We start from the raw sequence: 25622 nt of genomic DNA, 5'->3' as shown, positions 1-25622 counted from the left end.
CCCGCCTGTTGGCGTTTTCCGCGAATATACCGCCAAGGGGGCGGGAAGTCACCGATTGAATCCGCGCGGGCAGGCTTTGGCGCAGTTACGCCTTGCGCAGGCAGGCGACGTAAAACCCGTCCATACCGCCCTTGTCGGCCCAATGGTCAGGGCGCAGGCGCAAACCGCCCTCTTCAGTGATCCAAGCCGGGTCGATCCCGGGCAGGTCAAGCGCGCTCCGGTCCACCGTCACATCGTCTCTTTGTGCAAGAATATCGTCGATATGGCATTCCCCCTCGTCAGGCAAAAGCGAACAGGTGCAGAAGACAAGCCGCCCACCCGGCTTCACAAGCCCAAGCGCATGGTCAAGCATCTCGGCCTGCAACCCGATTAAGCTCCCGATGTCGCTACCATCCTTGGCAAAGGGAAGGTCCGGGTGCCGCCGGATCGTACCCGTCGCCGAGCAGGGCGCATCAAGAAGCACAGCGTCCCACTGCCCCTCCTGTTCCATCACATCACCAACAACCGTCTCGGCCTTGAGGCGTGTGCGCTTGAGATTTTCGCGAAGGCGTTTCATCCGTGCCTCGGAATCATCCACTGCCGTGACCTCGGCGCCCTTCGCGGCGATCTGCATCGTCTTGCCGCCCGGCGCGGCGCAAAGATCGAGCACGCGCTCGCCCTCTTTCGGCGCAAGAACCTGCACCGGAAGGGCCGCCGCCGCATCCTGCACCCACCAACTTCCGCGCTTGTAACCCGGAAGTTGCGTCACCTGCCCCGCCTCACTCAGACGCACAGACCCTGTCGGCAAAAGCTCCCCGCCAAGCGACCGTTGCAGCGCGCCCTGATCGCCCTTTGCTGTGAGATCAAGCGGCGCGCCTTCGAAATGCGCTGCTTCCATCGCCGCGACAATCTCGGGCGAGTAGGCTTCGACCAACGGCCCACGAAGCCATTTTGGCAGGCGCGGCACACGCAGCGTCGGCCAGATATCCTGTCCATCCGCCGCGACCTTGCGCAGAACGGCATTGACCAACCCCTTCATCGAGGCCGTGCGTTTGTTGCGCCCCACGATCTCGACCGCCGCGTTCACGACGCCATGCGCAGCGCCGCCTGCGCAAAGCTCCACCGTCGCAAGGCGCAGCGCGTTGCGCACGGTCAGGGGCGGGTATTTCGCCAGGTGTTTCTGCAGGATACGGTCCGCTCGCTCCATCCCGCGCAATGTCTCGAGGGCAAGGCGTTGTGCCCGTGCACGGTCTTCCGGCTCAAGCTTGTCGAGCGCGCCCGCGCCAATCAGTTCGGACATCAGTCGTCCCTCACCGATCACCTTGTCGAGAAGGTAAACCGCGCTGCGGCGGGCCTGAACACCGGTCTGGGACATGGGGACGCTCCTTTGGTCGCTTGTCCATGGGGGACGGGCGCGTATATCAAGGGGGCAGAGCGAAAGGAACCCCGATGACCGAGTCTCCCGAAACCCGCCCGGACGAGCCCACCGAAGACAAGCGCGACCTGCCCCCGGCAGCCCTGCGCGCATTGGCCGAAGCCGAGGAGCGGCGCAAGAATGCCGCGGCCAAGGACATGCCGACCGAACTTGGCGGACGCGACGGGCCGGAGCCTGTGCGCTATGGCGATTGGGAGAAAAAGGGAATCGCGATCGACTTCTGATCGGGGATCAGAGGCCGAGCACGTCCATCATATCGTATTCGCCGGGCTTCTGATCCTGCCCCCAAAGCGCCGCCTTGAGCGCGCCACGAGCAAAGATCGCGCGGTCCGTCGCCACGTGCCGCAGGGTGATCCGCTCACCCGCCGCCGCGAATAGCACGTCATGCTCGCCCACAATGTCGCCACCGCGAATAGCCGTGAACCCGATATCGCCCCGCTTGCGCGCGCCGGTGATCCCGTCGCGCCCCCGGTCAGAGACCTCGTCCAGATCGACACCACGCCCCTCCGCCGCTGCCTCGCCAAGCATCAATGCTGTGCCCGACGGGGCGTCGACCTTGTGGTGATGGTGCGCCTCGATCACCTCGATATCGAAATCCTCATCAAGCGCCGCCGCGACCTTTTTCGTCAATTGAACCAATAAGTTAACCCCGAGAGACATGTTCCCCGCCCGCACGATCACCGCGTGGCGCGCACAAGGCGCAAGCTGGGCAATATCTTCGTCGGTCATGCCGGTGGTGCCGATGACATGCACGGCACGGGCCTGTGCGGCGAGCTTGGCAAACTCGAGGGTCGCCGCAGGCGCGGTAAAGTCGATCACCGCCTGCGCCTTGGCAAAGGCCTCGAGCGGCTCATCCGTCACCGTCACGCCAAGCGCTGCGCCGCCCATGGCTTCGCCGATATCTTTACCGATCCACTCATGGCCTTCCCGCTCGACCGCGCCGACAAGCCGCGCCTTGTCGCTCTCGATCACAGTGCGGATAAGCATCTGGCCCATGCGGCCCGAGGCCCCGGTGATGACGATTCCCGGAAGGTCTGACATGGCGAAATTCCTCTGTCTGTATCGCGTCGGTATGACGTCTGTATCGCATCAGTGCGACTTTTGACGCTCTTTCGACCCGTTTAGCGAATGGTTCGACGCTTGGCAAAGCCTTGCGAAACCCATAAGTGGGGCGCATGGCAAAGAACAAGTTCCACGATGGCCCCGGCCCCTCGCAGCGTCAGCTTCGCGTTGGCGAATTGATCCGCCGCACCCTTGCAGAGGTGCTGGCGCAAGGTGACGTGCATGATCCGGACCTGAACCGCATGTCGATCACCGTCGGCGAGGTCCGCACCTCGCCCGACCTCAAGATCGCGACGGCCTATGTCCTGCCGCTTGGCGGTAGGGGGCAAGACGAGGTGCTCAAGCTTCTGGCCCGCAACAAGGGCGAGCTGCGCCGTGCCATCGGCAAGAAGACCGGCCTCAAATACACGCCGGACCTGCGCTTCCAACTCGACCAGACCTTCGACCAGATGGACGACACCCGCCGCATGCTCAACGACGCACGCGTGCGCCACGATGTCGAACATGGGGACGAGGAAGAGTAACGCCTGCTCTTAGTTCAATAATAAGCGCTCTCGCAGAGCGCCGCGTCTGTACAAATTGACAGCGTAGAGCGCTTGGGCTAGTCCCGCGGCCTCATATTCAGGGACAAAAGATCATGGGACGCAAACGCAAGGGGCGTGATATCTCCGGCTGGCTCGTCGTCGATAAACCGGCGGGCATGACATCGACCTCTGTCGTCAACAAGGTGCGCTGGGCGCTCGATGCGAAGAAGGCGGGCCATGCAGGCACGCTCGACCCGGAGGCGACCGGCGTTCTTGCCGTGGCGCTTGGCGAGGCGACCAAGACCGTCCCCTACATCACCGACGATCTCAAATGCTACGAGTTCACCGTGCGACTCGGGCAGGCGACGAACACGGACGATGCCGAGGGCGAGGTGATCGCGACAAGCGATGCGCGCCCCACGGATGACGAAATCAAATCCGCGCTCGGCCAGTTCGTCGGCGATATCGAACAAGTCCCGCCCAAGTTCAGCGCGGTGAAAATCGACGGGCAGCGCGCCTACAAGCTCGCCCGCGATGGCGAGGATGTGGAGATCGCCGCCCGCCCGCTCTGGGTCGAGTCGCTGGTGATGCTCGACCGTGAAGATGCCGATCACGTTACGCTCGAACTGACCTGCGGCAAGGGCGGCTACGTGCGCTCCATCGCGCGCGATCTTGGCGCGGCGCTCGGCTGTTTCGGCCATGTGCGCGAATTGCGCCGGGTCTGGTCCGGGCCGTTTGAGGCCACCGACGGGATCAGCATCGAGGAGATCGACGCCAAGGCCAAGACGCCCGACCTCGATCCCTATATCCGCCCCCTCGAAGCCGCGCTGGCTGACCTGCCCGAAGTCAAATGCACCCCCGAAGGCGCGGTGCGCCTCAAGAACGGCAACCCCGGCATGGTGATCGCGCATGACGTGGAATACGGCGAAGAATGCTGGGCCTCGTTCGAGGGTACGCCCGTCGCCATCGGCACCTTCAAAGCCGGAGAGCTACACCCGAGCCGCGTTTTCGTGCTGTGATCACCCGGCGCTTTCAGAAAGACGATGCTGCCTCCGAAGCGCGCTATTCGGACTGCGAAACCTATCGCTATGACCTGACCCGCGTCTGGGATCCGGAAGGCAAGCGCGTGGCCTTCATCATGCTGAACCCTTCCAAGGCGACCGAAGCGCAGAACGATCCGACGATCGAACGCTGCGAGCGCCGTGCGCGGGCGCTTGGCTTTGGCGGCTTTCGCGCGGTGAATATTTTCGCCCTGCGCGAGACGGACCCGAAGAAACTACGCGCCCATCCTGCGCCGCAAGGCCCAGAGAACGACCGCGCGGTGGCCGAGGCCTGCGACTGGGCCGATGTGATCGTCGCCGGGTGGGGGGCGCATGGGGATCACCTCGGACAAGGCGTAGCAATGCGCGACGTGCTGCGCGCGACGGGGCGGCCGATCCATTGCCTCGGTGTGACCAAGGCAGGACATCCGCGCCACCCGCTCTACATCGCCTACGCGACCCAGCCGACACCCTGGGATCTCGCCTAAGAGTGTCCCCGTTAACGGCACGTTAACCATTGTTTTCAAAAGTAATTTACGCAGCGCGCGGAATCTGGCCCAATCGCGTGGGGCAGTGTGGAGTTTTGCGATGTTTATGCTTGCGGGCCTGATCGGGATCATGGCTGCCGGAACGGCGGCCATCATGACATTTGACTTTGACGATGGCGGGGACGAGGCCGATGAGGCCGCACTCCCCGAAGAGGACACCGCCGAGGTGGACCCCGGCGACGAGACGAGCCTGCTCGACTCCGTGTCTGAGCCAATCGAAACAGACCTCCCCGAAGAGGATCCGCTTGCCGAGGATCAGATCATCGCCGGAGAGGAGGGCGACGAGACGATCACGGGCGGCGATGGGGACGATCAGATCAATGGCGACAAGGGTGATGACACGCTCGCGGGTATGTTGGGCGAGGATCACCTCTATGGCGACGAGGGCGATGATAGCCTGATGGGCGGCGGCGGCGACGACCTCCTTCATGGCGAAGCCGGGACTGATCACCTTGAGGGCGAGGATGGCGCGGATACGCTCTTTGGTCATTCCGGTGATGACCTGCTCGATGGCGGCGCGGGAGAGGATTCCCTGATCGGCGGCTTCGGCCACGACGCGCTTGATGGCGGTGCAGGCGATGATGTTCTGCATGGGCGCGAAGAGGACGACACGCTCATCGGTGGGGCCGGCGCGGACGTGCTCTTTGGCGGTGACGGCAACGACCTTGTCGACGGAACCGGCGACGAAGGCGCGGTCGATTTCCTCAACGGTGGCGATGGCGACGATGTCATCCTTGCCGGTGCTGGCGACTATGCCGATGGCGGCGACGGAATGGACAGCTTCCTGCTCTCGCAATGGGAAGAAGGCAGTGCCGAAACCACGATCATGGATTACAACCACGCGGAAGATAGCCTTGTCCTTCTCTACGAAGATATCGGCGGCACGGACCCGGAGGTCGAAATCCGCACCGGCACAGACACCCCCGGCACCGGCGCGGTCTATGTCAACGGCGCGCTTGTGGCGACGGTGCATGGCGGCGGCGATCTCGTTCCGGCAGATATCACGCTCTTGCCACAGGGGAGCCCCGGCGCGGCAGAGTTCCTACGTTTCTGATCTTCCCGCCCCCATGTGGCAAAGGCGCGGGCTTGTTTTTCCTTTTCTTTCGCAGCGATTCCGCCTATACGCCCGCATCTGTCCCGAATCCGGGGCGGATTTCTCCATGGACCTTGCTGGACGACATCCCGGCTCGTGCCCTTAACCCTTAATCTTAAAGGAGACCCCGATGTCGATTACTGCTGAAGAAAAAGCCCGCGTGATGCAGGAATTCGCGACCAAGGAGGGCGACACCGGTTCCCCCGAGGTCCAGATTGCCATCCTGTCCTCGCGCATCTCGACCCTGACCGAGCACTTCAAGACCCACAAGAAGGACAACCACGGTCGCCGTGGCCTCCTCAAGATGGTTGCTCAGCGCCGTAAGCTGCTCGACTATCTCAAGGGCAAGGAAGAAGCCCGCTACCAAGACCTCATCAAGCGTCTTGGCCTGCGCCGCTAAGCCCCAAGGCTTACAGAGCTTTCAAACGCCCGCCCCTCCGGCGGGCGTTTTTCGTTTCGCCGCTTTCAACGATGTGTCAGTCGCGCGCCGCGTCCTCTTGCCGGATCAACTCGGCCACGCGCTGGCCAATCTCGCGCGATGCCTTGACCGACGGGTGGATCATGTCGATGCCATGATAGCTCCGGTCGCCATGCGGCACGAGATCCTGAAGCGATAGGAAATAAAGACCGTCGGCATAGTCAGCGAGCCGCGCGATACGGCCCTCAAGCACATCCCCCTCCGAGCGACATTCATCGACGCCGGAATCAATGCCAGGACTGCGCAGATAGCCCACATAGATGATGCGAGCGCCGCTCTGTCGGATCTTGGCGAGCATCCCCGGAATAGCACCCTTGCGCCCATCGCGCGAAATCAGCTTGTCGAGCTTGCGTTCGCATTTGCGACAACCACAGCCGAGCCAAAGATCATTGCCGCCCCCGGTCAACACGACCCAATCCCAATCGCCTTCGTCAAACTGGCGCGCGATTTTCATGCCCATCGCGCCAGAGATCGGCAAGTTATAGAGCACATGCGCGCCACGCACCGCATTGTTCCGCACCGGCTCTCCAAGCTCGCGCGCGACGGAATGGGCGATGGATTGCCCCGTAAGCCCGTGCCACGCCATCAGGCTATCCCCCATGGCAAGGATGCGCGGGCTTGCGTTGCGCGACACAGTATCGCTTGTCTCGGGCGCGCGGGCCGTTTCGGCGCATCCCGCAAGAACGAACGTCACGAGAGCGAGGGCGAAATAGATGGGTTTCATGGCGGTCTTCTGGTCCTTGAGCGTTGCCCGATGCGCGCATCATCCGCAGAACCCGGCGGAAAATCCACCCGTTTCGCGCAAACACAGTGTTCACGAATTTCGCCCCATTTTCCGCGTGTCCACACAGGCAAGCGCACTATGGCAACAAGGAAAAACCTGTTTCCAAAGGGGCCTTTTTCCTATATGGCCCCGCTATCTGAGACGTGGTGCCCGGACCCCGGCACCGTGAAGGAAATGATAGAAGGGGTCGGCGGCAATGGGGCCGCCATGCAAATCGGGAGACCCGGGAACGCCCGGGAGTGCTCCCAATTAGGATACGCTAGATGTTTGACGTAACGAAGAAGACCATGCAGTGGGGCGAAGAAACGCTCACGCTGGAAACGGGCAAGGTTGCCCGTCAGGCCGATGGCTCGGTCATCGCCACCCTTGGCGAGACCTCGGTCATGGCCAACGTGACTTTTGCCAAGTCGCCGAAACCGGGTCAGGATTTCTTCCCCCTGACCGTCCACTACCAGGAAAAATACTACGCTGCCGGCAAGGTGCCCGGCGGCTTCTTCAAACGTGAGGCCCGCCCCACGGAGAAAGAAACCCTGACCGCGCGCCTGATCGACCGTCCGATCCGCCCGCTGTTCGTGCCCGGCTTCAAGAACGAAGTCCTCGTGATGTGCACCGTGCTGAGCCACGATCTCGTCAACGATCCTGACATCGTTGCCATGATTGCCGCTTCGGCCGCGCTGACCATCTCTGGCGCACCGTTCATGGGCCCGATCGCCGGTGCCCGCGTTGGTTTCGAGGATGGCGAGTACGTCCTGAACCCGACCGTGGACGACATGCAGGATCTGCGCAACAACCCTGACCAGCGTCTCGACCTCGTCGTCGCCGGCACCAAAGACGCCGTCATGATGGTTGAATCGGAAGCTTACGAGCTTACCGAAGCCGAGATGCTTGGCGCCGTGACCTTCGCACATGAGCAGATTCAACCGGTCATCGACCTGATCATCTCGCTCGCCGAAGAAGCCGCGAAAGAGCCGTTCGACTTCCAACCGCCGGATTACGCCGATCTGTTCGAGGCCGTGAAAGCCGCGGGCGAAGATCAGATGAAGGCCGCCTATGCGATCCTTGACAAGCAGGAGCGCACCGCCGCTGTTGCTGCTGCCAAGCAAGCCATCATCGAAGCTCTGAGCGAAGAACAGCAAGAGGATGCCAACCTTGGCTCCGCGCTGAAAAAGCTCGAGTCCTCGATCCTGCGCGGCTCTGTCGTCAACGACGGCAAGCGCATCGACGGGCGCCCGCTCGACAAGGTGCGTGACATCGTCTGCGAAACCGGCCTGCTGCCGCGGACCCACGGTTCGGCGCTGTTCACCCGTGGCGAGACCCAGGGTCTCGTGGTGACCACGCTCGGCACCGGCGACGACGAACAGTTCATCGACGCGCTGCACGGCAACTTCAAATCGAACTTCCTGCTGCACTACAACTTCCCGCCCTACTCGGTCGGTGAAGCGGGTCGCGTGGGCCCTCCGGGTCGCCGTGAGATCGGTCACGGCAAACTCGCATGGCGCGCGCTTCAGGCGGTTCTGCCTGCGGCAACGGATTTCCCCTACACGATCCGTATCGTGTCGGAGATCACCGAATCCAACGGCTCGTCGTCGATGGCGTCGGTCTGTGGCGGCTCGCTGTCGATGATGGATGCGGGTGTGCCGCTCAAATCGGCCGTGGCCGGTGTGGCGATGGGCCTGATCCTCGAGGAGAGCGGCGACTACGCAATCCTGACCGACATCCTTGGCGACGAGGATCACCTCGGCGACATGGACTTCAAGGTCGCAGGGACCGAGAACGGCATCACCTCGCTGCAGATGGACATCAAGGTCGCAGGCATCACGCCCGAGATCATGGAGAAGGCCCTCGCCCAGGCGAAAGACGGCCGGATGCATATCCTTGGCGAGATGAACAAGGCGCTTTCGGGCGCTGCGGACTTCTCTGTCCACGCACCGCGTATCGAAACGATGCAGATTCCGACCGACAAGATCCGCGAAGTGATCGGCTCGGGCGGTAAGGTCATCCGCGAGATCGTGGAAGTGTCCGGCGCCAAGGTCGACATCAACGACGAAGGCATCATCAAGATCGCCTCGCCGAACGGTGAAGCCATTCAGAAAGCCTATGACATGATCCACGCGATCGTGGCTGAGCCGGAAGTTGGTGAGATCTACACCGGCACGGTCGTGAAGATCGTCGACTTCGGCGCCTTCGTGAACTTCTTCGGCAAGCGGGACGGCCTCGTCCACGTGAGCCAGATCGAGAACCGCCGCCTGAACCATCCGTCGGACGTTCTCAAGGAAGGTCAGGAAGTCAAAGTGAAGCTGCTTGGCTTTGATGATCGCGGCAAGGTCCGCCTGTCGATGAAAGTCGTCGATCAGGAAACCGGCGAAGAGATCGCTCAGGAAAAACGCGAGAAGAAAGAGGACTAATCCTCTCCTTCCAAGCGATAGGAAAGCCCCGGCCCACGCGGTCGGGGCTTTTTCTTTGGCCGGGGCAAGAGTAAGACGCAGACATGCATAGCCTCATCATCCATATGTCCGAAAGCACCGCACGCCGCGAGACCGTGGAGCGTTTGCTGACCGATCTGCCGGGGGCAGAAGTGCTCGAGGCGGTGGATGGGCGCCTGCCTGAGGTGCAGGCAACGGTCGATGTGCGACCCGGCACGCTTTTCAAGCCGCGCTACCCGTTTCCGATTGCCGGGGGCGAGATCGGCTGTTTCCTGAGCCATCGCAAAGCGTGGCAGCGGATTGTGGACGCAGGCTGGGACGCGGCCTTGATTGTAGAGGATGATCTCGAAATCGACCCTGCGAGGCGCGACGCCCTCTTGCGCCTACTTGAGCGGCACGCCGATCCCGAACGGTTCATCCGCATCCCCCCGAAAGACCGCGAGCCGGTCACACAGGTGTCGGATCGCGAAGACGCTCTCACGCTCTTTACCCCGCGCCGCATCGGGCTTCAGACCACCGCACAGCTTGTCGGGCGCGCAGCGGCGAAACGGCTGCTGTCTTGCACCGAGCAGATCGACCGCCCCGTGGATAGCTTCCTGCAAATGCATTGGGTGTCGGGACAGACCATCGAAACCATCTTGCCCAATGGCTGCTCCGAGAAGGTTTTTCCCAGCGCCGGCTCAACCGTGCAGAGCAAATCCCGCAGTCTTGGCCAAAAACTTCGCGCCGAGGTTCTGCGTGCACGCTATCGTCGCGCCATCGCCAAGCATCCACAAACCACCTGACAAAAGAAAAGGCGAGGGCCGCAGCCCCCGCCTTTCAATTCACGCCTGAAACCCGGACTTACGAGGGGTTCTTGGCAAAGCGCAGGTACGGCAGTTTTGCGTCGAATTCACCGTATTTCGCTTTGGCTTCCTCATCGTTGAGGCCAAGCGCCACGATCACGTCCTGACCAGTGGTCCAGTTTGCCGGGGTCGCGAGCGGCTGCTGCCAGGTACGCTGAAGGCCATCAAGGGCGCGCAGCACTTCGGCAAAGTTACGACCAACCGACATCGGGTAGGTCATGATGAGCTGAACTTTCTTATCCGGCGAGATGATGAACACCGAACGCACCGAGGCAGAGTCGGCAGCGGTGCGGCCATCGGGAAGGTAGGCTTCGGCCGGAAGCATGTCGAACGCTTTGGACACTTCGAGCGATTCATCAGCGATGATCGGGAAGCCCGCTTTTGCGTCGGCATAGCCTTCAATGTCGGCTTTCCATTTCACGTGCTCATCGGCGCTATCGACCGAGAGACCAATGACCTTGGCGCCGCGCTGTTCCCATTCGTCGGCAAGCTGTGCAACAGCGCCGAACTCGGTCGTGCAGACCGGGGTAAAGTCTTTCGGGTGCGAGAAGAGAATGGCCCAGCTGTCGCCGATCCAGTCATGGAACGTGATCGTGCCGTGATCGGTTTCCGCGGTGAAGTTCGGGACGATGTCATTGATGCGCAGACCCATGTGGAGATCTCCTGAAGTTGTTAAGTTCGTGGTGGCCTTTGCTTGTTTAGATACATTCTAAACAGGCAATGTATAGGCGCCCTGTTCTATTTCCCGCTTATCGGGACACAATGTCGCGAACAAGGCATCACCACAATGATTTGATCAAAATATTTGTGACGCGGCGTGACCAAGCCTTGCGAGCGATTTGGGGCGCTGTCAAACTGTGCGCAAATGGATGGAGAGACCCCGATGATCGAGAAACGCCAATTCTATATCAATGGTGCCTGGGTAGACCCGGCAGCCCCGCGCGATATGGACGTGATTGACCCCGCAACCGAAGACACCTGCGCGGTGATTTCCCTCGGGGACCAAGCCGATACCGACGCCGCCGTCGCCGCCGCGAAAACGGCCTTCCCCGGTTGGGCCGCGCTCGAGATGAGCGAACGGATCGCACTTCTGAAGAAGCTGTCGAAGATCTACAAAGAGCGCCGCGACGACATGGCCGAGGCAATGCGCCTTGAGATGGGCGCGCCGGTTGATCTCGCGACCAATGGTCAATGGGGCGCAGGGGCGTGGCACATGGCCGGCTTCCTCGAGGCACTGGCCGATTTCGAGGCCGAAACCCCCTATAAAGAGGTCGACCGCACCCGTCTTGAGCCGATCGGCGTCTGCGCGCTCATCACGCCATGGAACTGGCCGATGAACCAAGTCGTGCTCAAGGTGTTCCCGGCGCTGGCCGTGGGCTGCACCGTGGTTCTCAAGCCGTCCGAGATCGCGCCGCTTTCGTCGCTTCTCTTTGCCGAGATGGTGCATGACGCGGGCATTCCGGCAGGCGTCTTCAACCTCGTCAACGGCGATGGCGTCGGCGTCGGCTCACAGCTCTCCGCGCACCCGGATGTCGATATGGTGTCCTTCACCGGCTCGACCCGCGCCGGGATCGCGATTTCCAAGGCCGCTGCCGATACGCTCAAGCGTGTCAGCCTCGAACTTGGCGGAAAGGGCGCCAATATCGTCTTTGCCGATGCCGACGAGAAGGCGGTCAAGCGCGGCGTGCAACACTGCATGAACAACACGGGCCAGTCCTGCAACGCGCCGACCCGGATGCTTGTCGAACGGGACCGCTATGCCCAAGCCGTCGAAGAAGCCAAAGCCACCGCCGAGGCGACGCAGGTCGGCCCGACAAGCGAAAGCGGCCGCCATATCGGCCCGGTCGTCTCGGAGGCCCAGTTCAACAAGATCCAAGGCCTGATCGAGGTTGGCATCAAGGAAGGCGCGACCCTTGTTGCGGGGGGCCTTGGCCGTCCCGAGGGCGTCAACAAGGGCTATTACGTGCGCCCGACCGTCTTTGCCGACGTGACCCCGGACATGACGATCTACCGCGAAGAAATCTTTGGCCCGGTTCTCGCCATGTCGCCTTTCGATAGCGAGGAAGAGGCGATCAGCATGGCCAATGATACGGTCTATGGCCTGACCAACTACATCCAGAGCGGCGATGACGCCAAACGCCTGCGCGTGGCCCGCGCCGTGCGCTCCGGCATGGTCGAGACCAACGGTGTCGGCCGTCAGAATGGCTCGCCCTTTGGGGGCTACAAACAGTCCGGCAATGGGCGCGAAGGCGGTCTCTGGGGGATCGAGGAATTCTGCGAGGTCAAGGCGATCTCGGGCTGTCCGTGGGAATGATCCCCCCCTTCAGGAAAACAAGAACGCCGGGGCTTTCCCCGGCGTTTTTCTTTGCTCAGACGCCAAGCCCCTGCCGGTGCCATTCTTCCCAGATGAACGGGTAGCACCAGACGCAATCATGGGTCTTGGCGAGATCTTCGCGGATCGCATCGCGCCGCGCCCTGTCGCCTTCGCTGAACTTGTGGAACTGCACGGTGAGACGGTCGAAGCGGTCAATCAGACCGGCGTCGATCAGCGCAGGAAGAAGATCGTATTCCCCGCCCTCGATGTTGATCTTCGCCACCGCCACGCGCTCTATCCCAAGCTCATCAAACGCCTCGCGTACATCGCGCACGACGCCCTTGGCAGTTGGCCCGTCCGTGACAAAGGCGGAAGAGGCGTTCTCATCGTCCGACAGGGTCAATTCGCAATTGCTGCTGCCAATGGCAAAACCATGCGCGACCACGTCCTCACGTCCGGCGAAACGATCCGCGATCATCTCGGCAAACCGGGGGTGCGGCTCGAACACATGGACCTTGACGGCATAGCGCGCCGCCATCGCCTCGGCCCAGTCGCCATGATAGCCGCCAACGTCGAGCACGACATCGCCCGGCAAAAGGCCGGTGTAGCTCTCCGGTGTGCCACGCCCATGCGCCGCCCGGAACGCTTTGTAATCCGCTCGGAACACGCGATAGGCCGGATCGGTCAGGATCCGCCAGGCTTTCCGCAACTCGCTGCCAATACTCATCCCTGCCCCCGTTTTCCACCTCGCTGTTCAAGGCGGGTTTTGCTAAAGCGGATCGTGCAAACCCGTTCCTTCGGGCTTTTCGCGACACGCGCCGACAAGCCCTTGTATTACGCCATAGGAAGGCAGGCTGACAATGATCTTCGCACGCGCTTTCGGGGGCCTCGGCAACCAGATGTTCCAATATGCCGCAGGCAAGGCGCTCGCAGCGCGGCTTGGCACCGATCTGGCGATGGATTTCCGGGTGATCGACCATCGCGGCACCCGCCGCCTGACCGAAGTGTTCGACCTTGATCTCGCACCCCCCAAGGCGCTGCCCCCCGCGAAACACGAAAGCGCCCTGCGCTATGGCCTCTGGCGGGCGCTCGGGCGCAATCCCCGGTTTCAGCGCGAGGACGGACTTGGCTACAACCCCGGTTTCGCGACATGGGGCGATGGCACCTACCTGCACGGCTATTGGCAGTCCGAGCGCTATTTCGCCCCCGTCGCGGATCATATCCGCACCGTGTTCCGCCCTGTGCCCGCCCCTTCACCGGAAAACGCCGCCATTGCCAACAAGATCGCGACGACCACGGCTGTTTCGCTGCATGTGCGGCGCGGCGACTACCTCGCGCTTGGGGCGCATGGGGTCTGTTCCGAGGCCTATTACAACGCCGCACTGGCCCACATCACGGCAGGGCTCAAGGACGCCCCGACAGTGTTTGTCTTCTCCGATGATCCCGACTGGGCCAAGGCGAACCTGCCTTTGCCTTGCGAAAAGATCGTGGTCGATCTCAATGGCCCGGCGACGGACTACGAAGACCTGCGCCTGATGAGCCTTTGCGACCACAACATCATCGCCAACAGCTCCTTTAGCTGGTGGGGCGCGTGGCTCAACGACAACCCTGCCAAGATCGTCACCGCGCCCTCGCCGTGGTTCGCGGTCGCGTCGATGAAGAATCCCGATATTCTGCCCGCCACCTGGAAAACGATCCACGCCGAGGCGTGATCTTCCTCTTGCCGCAAATATCCTGGGGTGAATTGGCCGCCCCGCGGCCAAGAGGGGCAAAGCCCCTAGCCCCGCTTAGAACGGCGCCTTGGCCCGAAACCGCATGCCATTTCCGCCATCGGGATGGCGCAAGCGCAATTCCTCGGAATGCAGCATCAGACGGTCCACCCGGCTCAACGCCTCGCCTTCGGCATAGAGCGGATCGCCTAGGATCACATGCCCCATTGCAAGCATATGCACCCGAAGCTGGTGGCTGCGCCCGGTCTTCGGCATGAGCCGCACGCGGGTCTCGTCTTCGCCGTATTTCACCACGCGCCAATCCGTGACCGCCTGTTTGCCGTTCTCGTGATCGACCCTCTGGCGCGGGCGGCGCTCCCAATCGACGATCAGCGGCAGGTCCACCGTGCCTTGCTTTGGCTCGAGCCGCCCATCGACGCGCGCGACATAGGTTTTCTTGGTCATGCGCTTCTCAAACTGAAGCCCAAGGTGACGCTGCGCATGGGGGGTCAGGCCAAAGACCATGACACCTGACGTATCGCGATCAAGCCGATGCACAAGAAGCGCCGTCGGAAAGGCCACCTGCACCCGCGCAAGAAGGCAGTCGGCAAGATGCTCTCCCTTGCCCGGCACGGACAAGAGGCCGGATGGCTTGTTCACCACGAGCAACTCGTGATCCTCGTGGAGCACGTCGAGCGGGCCTTGTGGCGGGGTATAGTCCGAAGAAAGCGTCATGCCGCCTGCAATAGAGACTACACCGACGCGCGGCAACCCGACGTCAGGCTTGCCTAGACGCGGCGCTCGGGCAGACTACGGGCAGGAGGAGACCCCATGCACCCGACCATCGAACGAATGAAAGAGATCGTCGCCTCGGGCGATGACAGCAAGATCATCGAGATTCTCGCGCCCGATTGCCGCTTCATGCCGCCGACCTACTACAAAACATGGACCGGCGCCGAACCGACCGCCGCGATCCTTGGCCATGTCGGCCAGATTTTCGAGGATTTCTCCTATCGCCGTGTCATGGGCGACGGCAAAGATTGGGCGCTCGAGTTTCAATGCCGCATTGGCGATCTTGACGCGGTTGGCGTCGATCTCATCACCCTGAACGAGGACGGGCTGATCGAGATATTCGAGGTCGTCATGCGTCCCTACAAATCCATCGGTGCCCTACGCGAAGCGATGATGGCGCGCATCTCGACCGATCCGCGTTTCCTCGCCTATCGAGACGCCCTGGGCTGATTTCGCACCGCCCCGCAGAGTTGCATATGCCCCGGCCTGATCTTAGGTTGAGGGTATTCGTTTCCCTCGTGATTTACAGGATTTCTGCCGATGACCGTCCTCTCCGCCTCTTTGCCGCGCGCCGTTCTTTTCGGAGCGACCCTCCTGCCCGGCGCTGCCCTTGCCGATCTCGCCCCGGCGGATGTCTGGCAGCATTTCAAGGATGTCTCCACGCTCTACGGCGGCACGCTCGAGGGCGCGACTTCCGAGCAAGGCGATACCCTGAGCGTCAGCGACATGAATTTCGCCCTCGACCTGCCCTTTGACGCGGGCAAGCTCGATCTTGATCTTGGCGCCGTGCAGTTTCGCGAAGGATCCGGAGGCACTGTGACACTCCTCTATCCGTCCGAGATGATGGTGAAGGTAACCTACACCTCGAAAGAGGGTGAGACCTTTGGTGGCGACATCAATCTGACGCTCAAAGACTTCGTCAGCACGGCCTCTGGCCAACCCGGCGAGATCACGTTCGACTATGCCGCCGACCGGATCGGCGTGGAACTCGATGTGCCGAACCTGCCCGAAGGCCTCGAGAGCTATAGCGCAAGCGGTTTTCTGGCTGATGTGACGGGCAGCTCGGCGCAAACCCTTGCGTCCGGCCTCAAGGCCGACTCGCGTATCTCGATCGGCGCGCATGAATTCACCGCCAGCCAGTCCATGTCTCTCGAGGACGAGGATGGTCGCGTCGAAGTCAAGAGCAGCTCGGGCGGCGATAGCCTGACCGCCGAAGGCAAGACGGTGATCCCCGCAGGCGGTATCGACCTCGTGAACCTCGCCTCTGCGCTGCGTTCCGGTTTGTCCGCGATTGGCACCGCCGACGTGACCGGGTATCGCACCGATCAGGTCTCGGCCAAGGACGGCGCGGTGATCGCCCGCCAGCGTGTCACGGCCGCCTCTTATGCGACCACCTTCTCGCTTGATGACACGGGCGTCCTGATCGAAGGCCCCTCCGAAGATCTGCGCCTCGAGATCGAAATGCCGACGATGGGCGGCATGATGTTTGGCGCCAACATCGACTCGGTGTCCGGCACCATGCGCGCGCCGCTTCTCATGGAAGACGCTTTCGCCCCCGCCGAGGTCAAGCTCGACCTCGTGGGCCTTTCACCGGATGAGACACTCTGGGGCATGTTCGATCCGACCGGCATCCTGCCGCGTGATCCTGCTGATCTGAGCCTCGAGCTCACCGCAGATATCCGTCACCGTGTCGAATGGCTCGACTTCGCCAATGTCGAATCCGCGGTTGATGCACTCTCCGGCCTACCCGTCGAACCCGAAAGCGCCCAACTTAACAAGCTGCGCATTTCCGCCGCCGGGGCCGAGGTGACGGGCGAAGGAGCGTTTACCTTTGACCTTACCGACCTTCAGAGCTTTGACGGCCTGCCGCGCCCCGAAGGCAAGCTGACCCTGCGCGCCAAGGGACTCAACGCTCTGGCGCAGAAGCTTGTGAAACTCGGCATGCCCGAGGATCAGATCAACGGCGGCCTGATGATGCTCGGCATGTTTAGCGCCAACGACCCGGAAGGCGGCGAAGACGCGCGCATCACGGTGCTTGAGGTAACGCCGGATGGTCAGGTGCTCAACAACGGTATGCGGCTGCGCTGATCCATGGCGGTTGAGGCTGACCGCCTCCTGAGATACCCGCTTGCGCCGCTCCTGGCGGCGCAGGCGCTTTGGGTCGGCCTGCGGGCTGAACGCCTTCCCGAACCGCCCGGTCCCCGCTCTGGAACGCGTGGCACCGGCCCTCTTCTGCGCCTGTTGATCCTTGGGGATAGCTCTGCCGCCGGTGTTGGGGCCGAGACACAAGACACCGCGCTCTCTGGCTGCCTCGCCCGCGCACTGTCGGCCCATGTCACACTCGACTGGCATCTCGAGGGAGAAACCAGCGCTACCACCAAGACCTCACTGGCCAAACGTCCGAAGCTGCCCGACCGGCCTTTTGATCTGGCCCTTCTGATCCATGGCGTGAACGACACCACCCGCCTGACTGCGCCCAGGACATTCCGCGCCCGCCAGATCGCCCTCATGGACGCCTTGCGCGCGCGTCACGGCGTCGGGCGCTTTGTCCTTTCCGGCGTGCCGCCGATGCAGCATTTCCCGCTCCTGCCCCAGCCCCTGCGCTGGGTGCTTGGTCAACAGGCGGCGCGGCTTGATGCGGAACTGGCCCGACTGGCCTCAGAGCGCGAAGAAGTTTCGCACTTGCCCCTTGCCTTGCCTTTCGAACCCCATCTCGTGGCGCGCGACGGGTTTCATCCTTCAGAGGCGGCCTACGCGCTCTGGTCCGAGATGCTCGCCACGGAGATCCTCAAAGACGGCTGCGCCGCATCTGGCGCAACATCGACCAGGAATAGATGACAAGCGCCGCCCAGATCAGTGGGAAGGCCATCGCGCGGCCTTGGTCGATCTTTTCCCCAAAGACGAACACCGCCGTCAGGAAAATCATCGTCGGCGCGATATACTGAAGAATTCCGATGGTCGATAGGCGCACCTGCTTGGCCCCATTGGCATAAAACAGAAGCGGCACCGCCGTGACGATCCCCGCCCCCATGAGCATCAGCGTGTCATAGGTTGTGCCGCCAAAGGCGCTCTGCCCCGTCGCGCCGAGCCAGCCGAGATAGGCGAGTGCCACGGGCGTCAGGATAAGCACCTCGAGGAGAAAGCCTTGGTTCGGGCCAATCGGCAGGGACTTCTTGAACAGCGCGTAGAACCCCCATGTGAGCATCAATCCAAGCGCCACGATGGGCACCTCGCCCGCCTCTAAAATGAGAACGATCACGCCCAGCGCAGCAAGCGCAATGGCGACGATCTGCGCGCGTGAGGGGCGCTCACCAAGAAGCACTGCGCCAAGGAGAATGCTAAAGAGCGGGTTGATGTAATATCCAAGCGCCGCGTCGATCGCATGGCCCGAGGCAATCGCCCAGACATAGATCGCCCAGTTCATCGACACGAGCGCCGCAGTGAGGCACGCCATGGCAAGCATCCGCGGGCTCTGGAGCGCCTCGCGCAAATCCCGCGTCCGTCCGAGCGCGATCAAGAGCGCCCCCGCCACCGGCACGGACCAGATCACCCGGTGCGCCACGATCTCGACCGACGGCACATGCGCCACGCCCTTCATGTAGAGCGGCAGGAACCCCCAAAGCACATAGGCTGTAATGGCATAGACAAGGCCTTGTGGCGTATCGCTGTTGGTGGGCTGTGACATGGGTGGTCCTCGTTACGTCCGCGCTTTATGCCAGCCTTTTCGCGAACCACACCATGCTTTTCTGTGAGCCGCATCATCACGCGGCTTGATCGCCTACGGTGTTAGACTTTGACCCGCTCCGACTTGGGATCATACATCGGGCGCAGCGAGGCCTTCGCTGGCACCCGCGCGCCCATCACGTCGATCTCATAGCGCGAGGCCAGAACCTCCGCCGCGCTTTCTCCGGCACAAGGCACATAGCCAAGCCCCACCGCCGCGCCGAGCGTATGGCCGTAGTTCCCCGAAGACAGGTGTCCCACGATCTCGCCGTCGCGCAGGATCGGCTCGTTGTGATAGAGAAGCGGCTCGCCATCCTCGAGGAGGAACTGCACCATCCGCGCTTTCGGCCCGCTTTCCTTCCGCTCAAGTACCGACGCTTTGCCGATGAAATCGGCCTTGTCGGTTTTCACGGCAAAGCCAAGCCCCGCATCCACCACATGATCCTCGCAGGTGATGTCATGGCCGAAATGGCGAAAGCCCTTTTCGATACGACAGCTATCCATCATGTGCATCCCGCAGAGCCTGAGCCCCATGTCCTTCCCCGCGTCCCAAAGCGTCTCGAAGGCATGGCCCGCCATGTCGGACGAGACGTAAATCTCCCAACCAAGCTCGCCCACATATGAGACCCGATGCGCGCGGGCGAGGCCCATGCCAAGCTCGATCTCCTGCGCCGTGCCAAAGGGGTTGGCGACGTTTGAGAAATCATTGGGCGACACGCGCTGCATCAAGGCCCGCGCGTTTGGCCCCATCACAGCCAAGACCCCTTCGCCCGCCGTGACATCCGTGAGGACGACGTTGAAATCGCCCTTATGGCGCGCCATCCATGTCTGATCCGCAAGCCGCGTCGCCGCCGGAGTTACGACAAGATAGGTCGTCTCTGACAGGCGTGTCACGGTCACATCCGCCTCGATCCCGCCACGCGGGTTGAGAAATTGCGTATAGACGATCTTACCAATCGGCACCGAATAGTCTCCGCCACCGATGTAGTTCAGGAACGCCTCGGCATCCGGTCCTTCGACACGGATTTTGCCAAAGGACGACATGTCATACATGCCCACATTCTCGCGAACCGCACGGTGCTCGCGCGCCGCATTCTCGAACCAGTTCTGTCGCTTCCAGCTATAGCGATACTCCCGCTCTTGCCGGTCCTCGGCAAACCAGTTCGCCCGCTCCCAGCCAGCCAACTCGCCAAACGCCGCGCCATTCTCGGCGAGGTGATGATGGAACGGCGTCCGCCGCACCCCGCGCGCCGTGGCTTTCTGACGATAGGGGAAGTGATCGGCGTAAAGCAGACCGAGTGTCTCCTTCGAGCGTTCATAGAGATAGGTCTTGTTGCCTTGGAAAGGCTGCATCCGAGAGATGTCCACATCGCCAAGGTCAAACGGTTTCGCCCCGTCCTCCATCCACTGCGCAAGCGCCATCCCCGCGCCGCCCGCCGATTGAATGCCGATGGAATTGAACCCGGCCGCGACCCAGACATTGTCCATCTCCGGCGCGAGGCCAAGGTGATAGGCGTCGTCCGGCGTAAAGCTCTCTGGCCCGTTAAAGAACGTATGAATCCCCGCCTCGGCCAGCATCGGCATCCGCTTGACCGCTGCTTCGAGGATCGGTTCGAAATGGTCGAAATCCTCAGGCAGTTGGTCGAACTCGAAGTCCTTCGGGATACCGTCCATAGCCCAAGGTTTCGCGTTCGGCTCAAACGCACCAAGCATGATCTTGCCCGCGTCTTCCTTGTAATAGGCGCATTCGTCCGGCACCCGCAGGACCGGCATCTGCGTCAGCCCCTTGATCGGCTCCGAGACGATATAGAAATGTTCGCAGGCATGGAGCGGGACATTCACCCCCGCCATCTCGCCAACCTCACGGCCCCACATACCCGCGCAGTTCACGATATGCTCGCAGGCGATATGCCCCTGTGCCTTGCCATCGTCCGAGGCCCAATCAACCCCCGTGGTCCTACGACCGTCCCGTGCGATACCTGTGACACAGATCCGCTCTTTGACGACCGCCCCGCGCTGCCGCGCCCCCTTGGCAAGCGCGAGCGCGATATTCGCAGGATCGCCCTGCCCGTCCTTGGGAAGGTAAACGCCGCCCGTCACTCCCTCGATATTGAGGTGTTCATAGCGCCCCTTGACCTCCTCGGGGCTGATCTCTTCAACCTCGACCCCAAAGGCCCGCGCCATCGCGGCCGAGCGGAAAAGCTCTTCCTTGCGTTCTTCGTTGAGCGCGACCGAGATCGACCCGACCCGCTTGAACCCCGTCGCCACCCCGGTTTCCTCTTCCAGCGCGCCATAGAGCTCTTGGCTATACTTGGCAAGCTTGGTCATGTTCGCTGTCGCGCGAAGCTGAGCAATAAGCCCCGCCGCGTGCCATGTCGTGCCGCTGGTGAGTTGCTTGCGCTCCAAAAGCACCACATCGCTCCAGCCAAGTTTCGTCAGGTGATAGGCCACGGAACAGCCCACCACGCCGCCGCCAATGATAACCACACGGGCCTTTTCAGGAAGTGTCATGGCAAAGGCTCCTTAGAGGTTTCCAACAGTCTCATGCCCGGCGTCCAGCAGACACCGCGCCAGTTTCGCAATATGCGCCGGGCCGACCTCGCAACAGCCGCCCACGAAACGCGCGCCTTCCTCGACCCAGCCCATGGCATAGTCGGCATAGATTTCCGGCGTCACATCCGTGCGCGCCTTGAGGCCCGACACCGTGCCGCCGATTTCGAGCGCCTCGATTCCGGTAAACCCGTTCGCATAGGCCCCAACGACACCTCCACGCGCCAAGAGCGTATGGATGTTCCGGCTTACGACTTCGGGCTTGGAACAGTTGAGCAAGACCCCCGCCTGTCCCATCCCCTCAAGCGCATCCAAGGCATCCTCGAGCGGCTCGCCCGAGCGCAACGTACCGCTCAGATCATCGTTGAGCGTCATCGCGACGTAGGTCGGCAGGCCCGTTTCAACCCCGGCCTGCGTCGCCGCCGTCGCCTCCGAGATCGAAGACAGCGTTTCGCAAAGCATCACATCGGCGTGCGCCGCCTGCGCCTCTGCCACCACGCGATAGGCGGGGAGAAGGTCATCGTGGCTCCGCGTCATGTCCGGTCGGTAGGATCCATGCAACGGCGGCAGGCATCCTGCGACGCACACGCCCTCAACCCCCACCGCATCCATCGCGCGGCGCACGAGATCGCCCGCCTGCGCCTGAAGCGGGGCGAACATCTCGGCCACCCCTTCGCGCTCAAGGCGCTCTGGCGTGACGGTATAGGTGTTGAGTGTGATGAGCTTTGCCCCGGCACGGATGAACGCCTCATGCACGGCCTGCACATGATGCGGTTCCTCCATCATGACCTTCGCGGACCACAAGGGATGCGGCGGCATAGAGGAACGCCGGATGAGTTCCTGACCCGATCCGCCATCCTTGAGGATGATCTGCGTCATGCACGTAGCCTTTCGTTCTCGGGATCCCAAAGCGGGCGGTCTTCCTGCACCACTGCGCGGTAGCGTGTGCCGTAAATCTCGACCTCAAGCTCGGTGCCCGGCGTGGCCAGATCGGCCCGCACCATGCCAAGCGCGATCGAGGCGTTGACCCGGTAGCCCCACGCGCCGCTCGTGGTTTCGCCGACGATCTCGTCGCCACTCCAGACGCAGGACATATAGGGCGCATCCGCGTCGCCCGCCTCGACGATCAGCGTCACAAACCGCTTCGATACCCCGGCCTCTGTCTCGGCCAGAAGCGCCGCTTTGCCGGAAAAATCCTGCGGCTTGTCGAGTTTGACGAACCTCTCCAGCCCGCCTTCGAGAAGGCTATAGTCGGTCGAAAGATCGCCCTTCCATGCGCGATAGCCTTTCTCGACTCGCAGGCTGTTGAGCGCATACATGCCAAAGGGTTTCGCCCCGGCGGCAAGGATCGCGTCATAGATCGTGGGCATATCGCCATTGAGCGCATGGATTTCCCAACCAAGCTCACCCGCGAAGGACACCCGCGCCAGATGCGCCGCCTTGCCCGCCACGCTTGCCGCCTGATGGCTGAGCCAGCCGAGCGACAGGTCCGCATCCGTAAGCCCCGCGAGAATCTCCCGCGATTTCGGCCCGGTCACGATCAGCGTGTCATAGTCGCGTGTCTTGTCCTCGACCGTGACCCCTTCAGGCATCGCCGCCAGAAGGATATCGCGGTCATGCCATTGCGCTGCGGCCGCCGTGATCATCACGAACTCATCCTCGCCATGACGCATACAGGACATCTCGGTCAGGATGCGGCCCTTGTCATTCGCGACATAGACGAGGTTCATCCGTCCCACCTTGGGCAAGCCACCGGTCACGAGCCCGCGCAACGCCTCTGCCGCGCCCGCGCCTTTGACAACGAACCGCGAGAACCCCGGCAGGTCGAGTACCCCGCAATGGTCGCGCACCGCCTCGCACTCTTCCTTGACGCGCGCGGCCCAAGGCCCGTTGCGCTCCCATGTATGGGTGGCGGCTTCCGAGATGTCGTCGCCGTCCCCCGCGAACCAATTGGCCCGCTCCCAACCGTTGTAGGCCCCCATCTGACCGCCCAACGCCTTGACCCTCTCATGCACAGGCGAGAGCTTCTTGTCGCGCCCTGCGGGCCATTCGTGATGCGGGAAATGCATGGCGTATTCGTTGCCATAAACTTCCATGCCCTTGGCGACGCAATAGGCGTGATCGGTGTAGTCGGTGTAGCGGCGCGGATCGCAGGACCACATGTCCCATTCGGTCTGTCCATCGACGATCCACTCCGCAAGGACTTTGCCCGCGCCGCCGCCCTGCGCGATGCCAAAGGTAAAGACACAGGCCTCGAACGCGTTCTTCACGCCCGGCATCGGCCCGATAAGAGGCAACCCATCAGGGGCGTATGGAATGGGGCCGTTGATGATCCGGCTGATCCCCGCACTCGCGGCGAGCGGCACGCGTTCCATGGAGTCGGCGACGATATCCTCGATCCGCCCAAGATCATCCGACCAGAGCTGGAACGAGAAATCCTCCGGCATCTCGTCCTCGGGCGTGTCCCAATGCGCCCGGCAATTTGGCTCATAGGGGCCGATGTTGAAGCCGTGCTTCTCCTGCCGGAAGTAATAGGACACATCGACATCGCGCAGGAGAGGGAGCTTCTTGCCCGTGTCCTTGGAATAGGCCTCGATCTCGGGGATTTCGTCGGTAAGGACATATTGGTGGCTCATCACCATCATCGGCACGGTGCGTCCGCCATAGGGTTTGAACCATTCGCCCACGCGCTGCGCGTAATACCCGGCGGCGTTCACCACGTAATCACAGGCGATATCGTCCTGATCCGTGTGCACGATCCAGCCCTCGCCATCCTGAGTCACGCCCGTCGCCGGACAGAAACGAATGATCTTCGCCCCCATGTCCCGCGCGCCCTTGGCCATCGCCTGCGTGACCTGCGCCGGATCAATATCACCGTCCGATGGATCCCAGAGCCCGCCCTTGAGGTCATGGGTCTCAAGGAACGGATAGCGCTCTTTCGCCTCTTCGGGCGAAAGCATCTCCATCTCGATCCCCTGATACCGCCCCATCGAACAGGCGCGCTCGAACTCCTGCACCCTCTCCTTGGTATGGGCGAGGCGAAGCGATCCCGTCTGGTGATAGTTCATCGGATAGTCCACCTCGTCGCCGAGGCGCGCATAAAGCTCGGTAGAGTAGCGCTGCATGTTCATGATCGACCACGAGGTCGAGAAGGTCGGCACATTGCCGGCGGCGTGCCATGTGCTGCCTGCGGTCAGTTCGTTCTTCTCAAGCAGGACGCAATCGCTCCAGCCCTTCTTGGCAAGGTGATAGAGTGCCGACGTGCCGACCACACCACCGCCGATGATGACCACGCGGGCCTTGTTTGGAAAATCCGCCATCCTATCCTCCCTCAGTCCTTTTGCGGGACACCGTCCGCGATGTCGTAATAGTCCCCCTTGCCCGCCACGAAGATATGCTTCTCGAGTCGGAGCCCCGTCGGCCCATCGACCGCACCGAGGGCAAAGCTTATCGTGCCTTCGTCATGCGCTTTCCAGAACAGGAAACAGCCACAGGTCGGACAAAAACCGCGATGCGCGTTCGGGCTGGAGTCATACCAACGCACCTCGCCCTCGATCCGAAGCGCCTCGACCGGGACATAGGCCGAAGACCAGACACCGCCCGATTGCTTGCGGCATTGCCCGCAATGGCACATCGACGGCCCTTGCGGCTCGGCTTCCGTGCGAAACCGTATGGCCCCGCAATTGCAGCTACCTTCGATCATTGGTGTCTCCTCAATAGACCGGCGGCGCGATCACCCAGATCGCGACGGCGGCTTCGTCATAGGGGTTGGTCCAGTGGTATTCCTCGTCGCGCACCCGGAAACTGTCGCCGGGGCCAAGGGAGAACGTTTTGTCGCCGATCCGAAGCTCGATCCGGCCGGACACCATATAGCCAAGCTCCTGCGTGGCGCGTCGCGTTGGGCTCTGCATTTGTGAATTGGGTGCAAAGGTCGAATGAAGAACCTCGAAATCGTCGGTGAGGTCTGGCGACAGAAGCTCCTCGATCAAGCCTTCCTCGCTCGCGCCCATGCGGCGGCGCGATCCGGCGCGCACCACATAACCCTGTTCTTCGATCGGCGCATGGGACTGACCGAACAGCATCGACATCGACACATCCAAAACCTCAGCGATCTCGCGCAGGTCGGAAATCGTCGGCTCGGACTTGTCCCGCTCCACCTGGCTGAGCCATCCGACCGACCGGCCAAGCTGTTCCGCCATATCGACAAGCGTCAGGCCCCGCGCCTTGCGCAAGGCGCGCAGATCGGCGCCAAGCGTCTCGGAAGAGGTCGGATGAACGTGTTTCATGGCCTGGGCGTCTCGTGAAATTCTTTCCATAAATTTC

The 25622-nt window shown here is 62.2% G+C and carries 25 protein-coding genes; 13 read left to right on the top strand and 12 right to left on the bottom strand.

What is annotated here, in order from left to right:
• Positions 1-85 precede the first annotated feature (85 nt).
• Complete coding sequence (locus MK745_RS03370; protein WP_243611852.1) at positions 86-1354, bottom strand: RsmB/NOP family class I SAM-dependent RNA methyltransferase; 1269 nt, start codon at positions 1352-1354, stop codon at positions 86-88.
• Positions 1355-1428: 74 nt separating this feature from the next.
• Between MK745_RS03370 and MK745_RS03365 the strand changes: the two genes are divergently transcribed.
• Positions 1429-1638, top strand: coding sequence for a DUF1674 domain-containing protein (locus tag MK745_RS03365; protein ID WP_243611851.1), 210 nt, complete (start codon positions 1429-1431; stop codon positions 1636-1638).
• Positions 1639-1645: 7 nt separating this feature from the next.
• On the opposite strand, the gene dapB is transcribed toward MK745_RS03365, so the two are convergent.
• Positions 1646-2455, bottom strand: coding sequence for a 4-hydroxy-tetrahydrodipicolinate reductase (gene dapB / locus MK745_RS03360; RefSeq protein ID WP_243611850.1), 810 nt, complete (start codon positions 2453-2455; stop codon positions 1646-1648).
• Between the two features lie 134 nt (positions 2456-2589).
• Between dapB and rbfA the strand changes: the two genes are divergently transcribed.
• The 5 genes from rbfA (at position 2590) to rpsO (ending at position 6081) form a co-directional block, all read left to right on the top strand.
• The gene (gene rbfA, locus MK745_RS03355) at positions 2590-3000 is read left to right on the top strand and encodes a 30S ribosome-binding factor RbfA (RefSeq protein WP_243611849.1); all 411 of its coding nucleotides are present in this window, start codon (positions 2590-2592) and stop codon (positions 2998-3000) included.
• Positions 3001-3113: 113 nt separating this feature from the next.
• Positions 3114-4019 (top strand): tRNA pseudouridine(55) synthase TruB, encoded by a 906-nt coding sequence (gene truB, locus MK745_RS03350; RefSeq protein WP_243611848.1) that lies wholly within the window; start codon positions 3114-3116, stop codon positions 4017-4019.
• Positions 4016-4528, top strand: a complete 513-nt coding sequence (locus MK745_RS03345) for a DUF1643 domain-containing protein (RefSeq protein WP_243611847.1) — start codon at positions 4016-4018, stop codon at positions 4526-4528. The genes truB and MK745_RS03345 overlap by 4 nt, the downstream gene beginning before the upstream one ends.
• Before the next feature lie 100 nt (positions 4529-4628).
• Positions 4629-5642, top strand: coding sequence for a calcium-binding protein (locus MK745_RS03340; RefSeq protein ID WP_243611846.1), 1014 nt, complete (start codon positions 4629-4631; stop codon positions 5640-5642).
• Positions 5643-5811: 169 nt separating this feature from the next.
• Positions 5812-6081 carry a 30S ribosomal protein S15 gene (gene rpsO, locus MK745_RS03335; RefSeq protein ID WP_243611845.1) on the top strand — a complete coding sequence of 90 codons (270 nt, stop codon included), beginning with the start codon at positions 5812-5814 and terminating at the stop codon, positions 6079-6081.
• Between the two features lie 76 nt (positions 6082-6157).
• On the opposite strand, the gene MK745_RS03330 is transcribed toward rpsO, so the two are convergent.
• On the bottom strand, positions 6158-6883 hold the full coding sequence (locus tag MK745_RS03330) for an SGNH/GDSL hydrolase family protein (protein WP_243611844.1): 726 nt from the start codon (positions 6881-6883) through the stop codon (positions 6158-6160).
• 323 nt (positions 6884-7206) lie between these two features.
• On the opposite strand from MK745_RS03330, the gene pnp reads away from it, so the two are divergent.
• Together pnp and MK745_RS03320 are read left to right on the top strand one after the other, a co-directional pair.
• Positions 7207-9348, top strand: a complete 2142-nt coding sequence (gene pnp / locus MK745_RS03325; protein ID WP_243611843.1) for a polyribonucleotide nucleotidyltransferase — start codon at positions 7207-7209, stop codon at positions 9346-9348.
• An 83-nt stretch (positions 9349-9431) separates the two neighbouring features.
• Entirely contained in the window at positions 9432-10151 is a 720-nt protein-coding gene (locus MK745_RS03320) for a glycosyltransferase family 25 protein (RefSeq protein ID WP_243611842.1), read from the top strand.
• A 58-nt stretch (positions 10152-10209) separates the two neighbouring features.
• Here MK745_RS03320 and MK745_RS03315 read toward each other — a convergent pair whose 3' ends face one another.
• Positions 10210-10863, bottom strand: a complete 654-nt coding sequence (locus MK745_RS03315; RefSeq protein ID WP_243611841.1) for a peroxiredoxin — start codon at positions 10861-10863, stop codon at positions 10210-10212.
• Positions 10864-11094: 231 nt separating this feature from the next.
• On the opposite strand from MK745_RS03315, the gene MK745_RS03310 reads away from it, so the two are divergent.
• A complete protein-coding gene (locus MK745_RS03310; RefSeq protein ID WP_243611840.1) occupies positions 11095-12525 on the top strand; it encodes an aldehyde dehydrogenase family protein in 1431 nt (476 codons plus the stop codon).
• 55 nt (positions 12526-12580) lie between these two features.
• Here the strand turns inward: MK745_RS03310 and MK745_RS03305 are convergent, their stop codons facing one another.
• A complete protein-coding gene (locus MK745_RS03305) occupies positions 12581-13252 on the bottom strand; it encodes an FkbM family methyltransferase (protein WP_243611839.1) in 672 nt (223 codons plus the stop codon).
• A 133-nt stretch (positions 13253-13385) separates the two neighbouring features.
• Between MK745_RS03305 and MK745_RS03300 the strand changes: the two genes are divergently transcribed.
• Positions 13386-14237 (top strand): alpha-1,2-fucosyltransferase, encoded by an 852-nt coding sequence (locus MK745_RS03300; RefSeq protein WP_243611838.1) that lies wholly within the window; start codon positions 13386-13388, stop codon positions 14235-14237.
• A gap of 75 nt (positions 14238-14312) precedes the next feature.
• Here MK745_RS03300 and MK745_RS03295 read toward each other — a convergent pair whose 3' ends face one another.
• Positions 14313-14969: an RluA family pseudouridine synthase gene (locus MK745_RS03295; RefSeq protein ID WP_243611837.1), complete on the bottom strand. Its 657-nt coding sequence runs from the start codon at positions 14967-14969 to the stop codon at positions 14313-14315.
• 96 nt (positions 14970-15065) lie between these two features.
• Between MK745_RS03295 and MK745_RS03290 the strand changes: the two genes are divergently transcribed.
• The 3 genes from MK745_RS03290 (at position 15066) to MK745_RS03280 (ending at position 17864) form a co-directional block, all read left to right on the top strand.
• Positions 15066-15476: a nuclear transport factor 2 family protein gene (locus MK745_RS03290; protein WP_243611836.1), complete on the top strand. Its 411-nt coding sequence runs from the start codon at positions 15066-15068 to the stop codon at positions 15474-15476.
• Positions 15477-15566: 90 nt separating this feature from the next.
• Positions 15567-17114 carry a DUF2125 domain-containing protein gene (locus MK745_RS03285; protein ID WP_243611835.1) on the top strand — a complete coding sequence of 516 codons (1548 nt, stop codon included), beginning with the start codon at positions 15567-15569 and terminating at the stop codon, positions 17112-17114.
• 3 nt (positions 17115-17117) lie between these two features.
• Positions 17118-17864: an SGNH/GDSL hydrolase family protein gene (locus MK745_RS03280; protein ID WP_243611834.1), complete on the top strand. Its 747-nt coding sequence runs from the start codon at positions 17118-17120 to the stop codon at positions 17862-17864.
• On the opposite strand, the gene rarD is transcribed toward MK745_RS03280, so the two are convergent.
• From rarD to MK745_RS03250, 6 genes are all read right to left on the bottom strand, one after another.
• Entirely contained in the window at positions 17815-18711 is an 897-nt protein-coding gene (rarD, locus tag MK745_RS03275) for an EamA family transporter RarD (RefSeq protein WP_243611833.1), read from the bottom strand. The two genes, MK745_RS03280 and rarD, sit on opposite strands and share 50 nt — an antisense overlap.
• Positions 18712-18812: 101 nt before the next feature.
• A complete protein-coding gene (locus tag MK745_RS03270; RefSeq protein ID WP_243611832.1) occupies positions 18813-21260 on the bottom strand; it encodes a GcvT family protein in 2448 nt (815 codons plus the stop codon).
• A 12-nt stretch (positions 21261-21272) separates the two neighbouring features.
• A complete protein-coding gene (locus MK745_RS03265) occupies positions 21273-22178 on the bottom strand; it encodes a homocysteine S-methyltransferase family protein (RefSeq protein ID WP_243611831.1) in 906 nt (301 codons plus the stop codon).
• Positions 22175-24619, bottom strand: coding sequence for a GcvT family protein (locus MK745_RS03260; RefSeq protein WP_243611830.1), 2445 nt, complete (start codon positions 24617-24619; stop codon positions 22175-22177). Before MK745_RS03260 ends, MK745_RS03265 begins: the two co-directional genes overlap by 4 nt.
• 11 nt (positions 24620-24630) lie before the next feature.
• Positions 24631-25002, bottom strand: coding sequence for a GFA family protein (locus MK745_RS03255; protein WP_243611829.1), 372 nt, complete (start codon positions 25000-25002; stop codon positions 24631-24633).
• Positions 25003-25012: 10 nt separating this feature from the next.
• Complete coding sequence (locus MK745_RS03250) at positions 25013-25585, bottom strand: helix-turn-helix domain-containing protein (RefSeq protein ID WP_243611828.1); 573 nt, start codon at positions 25583-25585, stop codon at positions 25013-25015.
• Between the last annotated feature and the right edge of the window lie 37 nt (positions 25586-25622).

Source organism: Shimia aestuarii (assembly GCF_022814865.1).
Lineage (GTDB): Bacteria > Pseudomonadota > Alphaproteobacteria > Rhodobacterales > Rhodobacteraceae > Shimia > Shimia aestuarii_A.
Note: the sequence above shows the minus strand (reverse complement) of the source record. Positions and strands in the feature narration are given on the sequence as shown.

Excerpts from the sequence above, each read along its gene's own strand:
- MK745_RS03255 (WP_243611829.1), bottom strand. The coding sequence starts at position 25,002 with ATGATCGAAGGTAGCTGCAATTGCGGGGCCATACGGTTTCGCACGGAA.
- MK745_RS03300 (WP_243611838.1), top strand. The coding sequence starts at position 13,386 with ATGATCTTCGCACGCGCTTTCGGGGGCCTCGGCAACCAGATGTTCCAA.
- MK745_RS03290 (WP_243611836.1), top strand. The coding sequence starts at position 15,066 with ATGCACCCGACCATCGAACGAATGAAAGAGATCGTCGCCTCGGGCGAT.
- MK745_RS03320 (WP_243611842.1), top strand. The coding sequence starts at position 9,432 with ATGCATAGCCTCATCATCCATATGTCCGAAAGCACCGCACGCCGCGAG.
- MK745_RS03260 (WP_243611830.1), bottom strand. The coding sequence starts at position 24,619 with ATGGCGGATTTTCCAAACAAGGCCCGCGTGGTCATCATCGGCGGTGGT.
- MK745_RS03310 (WP_243611840.1), top strand. The coding sequence starts at position 11,095 with ATGATCGAGAAACGCCAATTCTATATCAATGGTGCCTGGGTAGACCCG.
- MK745_RS03250 (WP_243611828.1), bottom strand. The coding sequence starts at position 25,585 with ATGAAACACGTTCATCCGACCTCTTCCGAGACGCTTGGCGCCGATCTG.
- truB (WP_243611848.1), top strand. The coding sequence starts at position 3,114 with ATGGGACGCAAACGCAAGGGGCGTGATATCTCCGGCTGGCTCGTCGTC.
- MK745_RS03280 (WP_243611834.1), top strand. The coding sequence starts at position 17,118 with ATGGCGGTTGAGGCTGACCGCCTCCTGAGATACCCGCTTGCGCCGCTC.
- rbfA (WP_243611849.1), top strand. The coding sequence starts at position 2,590 with ATGGCAAAGAACAAGTTCCACGATGGCCCCGGCCCCTCGCAGCGTCAG.
- MK745_RS03270 (WP_243611832.1), bottom strand. The coding sequence starts at position 21,260 with ATGACACTTCCTGAAAAGGCCCGTGTGGTTATCATTGGCGGCGGCGTG.
- MK745_RS03265 (WP_243611831.1), bottom strand. The coding sequence starts at position 22,178 with ATGACGCAGATCATCCTCAAGGATGGCGGATCGGGTCAGGAACTCATC.
- pnp (WP_243611843.1), top strand. The coding sequence starts at position 7,207 with ATGTTTGACGTAACGAAGAAGACCATGCAGTGGGGCGAAGAAACGCTC.
- rarD (WP_243611833.1), bottom strand. The coding sequence starts at position 18,711 with ATGTCACAGCCCACCAACAGCGATACGCCACAAGGCCTTGTCTATGCC.
- MK745_RS03330 (WP_243611844.1), bottom strand. The coding sequence starts at position 6,883 with ATGAAACCCATCTATTTCGCCCTCGCTCTCGTGACGTTCGTTCTTGCG.
- MK745_RS03370 (WP_243611852.1), bottom strand. The coding sequence starts at position 1,354 with ATGTCCCAGACCGGTGTTCAGGCCCGCCGCAGCGCGGTTTACCTTCTC.
- MK745_RS03365 (WP_243611851.1), top strand. The coding sequence starts at position 1,429 with ATGACCGAGTCTCCCGAAACCCGCCCGGACGAGCCCACCGAAGACAAG.
- rpsO (WP_243611845.1), top strand. The coding sequence starts at position 5,812 with ATGTCGATTACTGCTGAAGAAAAAGCCCGCGTGATGCAGGAATTCGCG.
- MK745_RS03285 (WP_243611835.1), top strand. The coding sequence starts at position 15,567 with ATGACCGTCCTCTCCGCCTCTTTGCCGCGCGCCGTTCTTTTCGGAGCG.
- MK745_RS03315 (WP_243611841.1), bottom strand. The coding sequence starts at position 10,863 with ATGGGTCTGCGCATCAATGACATCGTCCCGAACTTCACCGCGGAAACC.
- dapB (WP_243611850.1), bottom strand. The coding sequence starts at position 2,455 with ATGTCAGACCTTCCGGGAATCGTCATCACCGGGGCCTCGGGCCGCATG.
- MK745_RS03295 (WP_243611837.1), bottom strand. The coding sequence starts at position 14,969 with ATGACGCTTTCTTCGGACTATACCCCGCCACAAGGCCCGCTCGACGTG.
- MK745_RS03305 (WP_243611839.1), bottom strand. The coding sequence starts at position 13,252 with ATGAGTATTGGCAGCGAGTTGCGGAAAGCCTGGCGGATCCTGACCGAT.
- MK745_RS03340 (WP_243611846.1), top strand. The coding sequence starts at position 4,629 with ATGTTTATGCTTGCGGGCCTGATCGGGATCATGGCTGCCGGAACGGCG.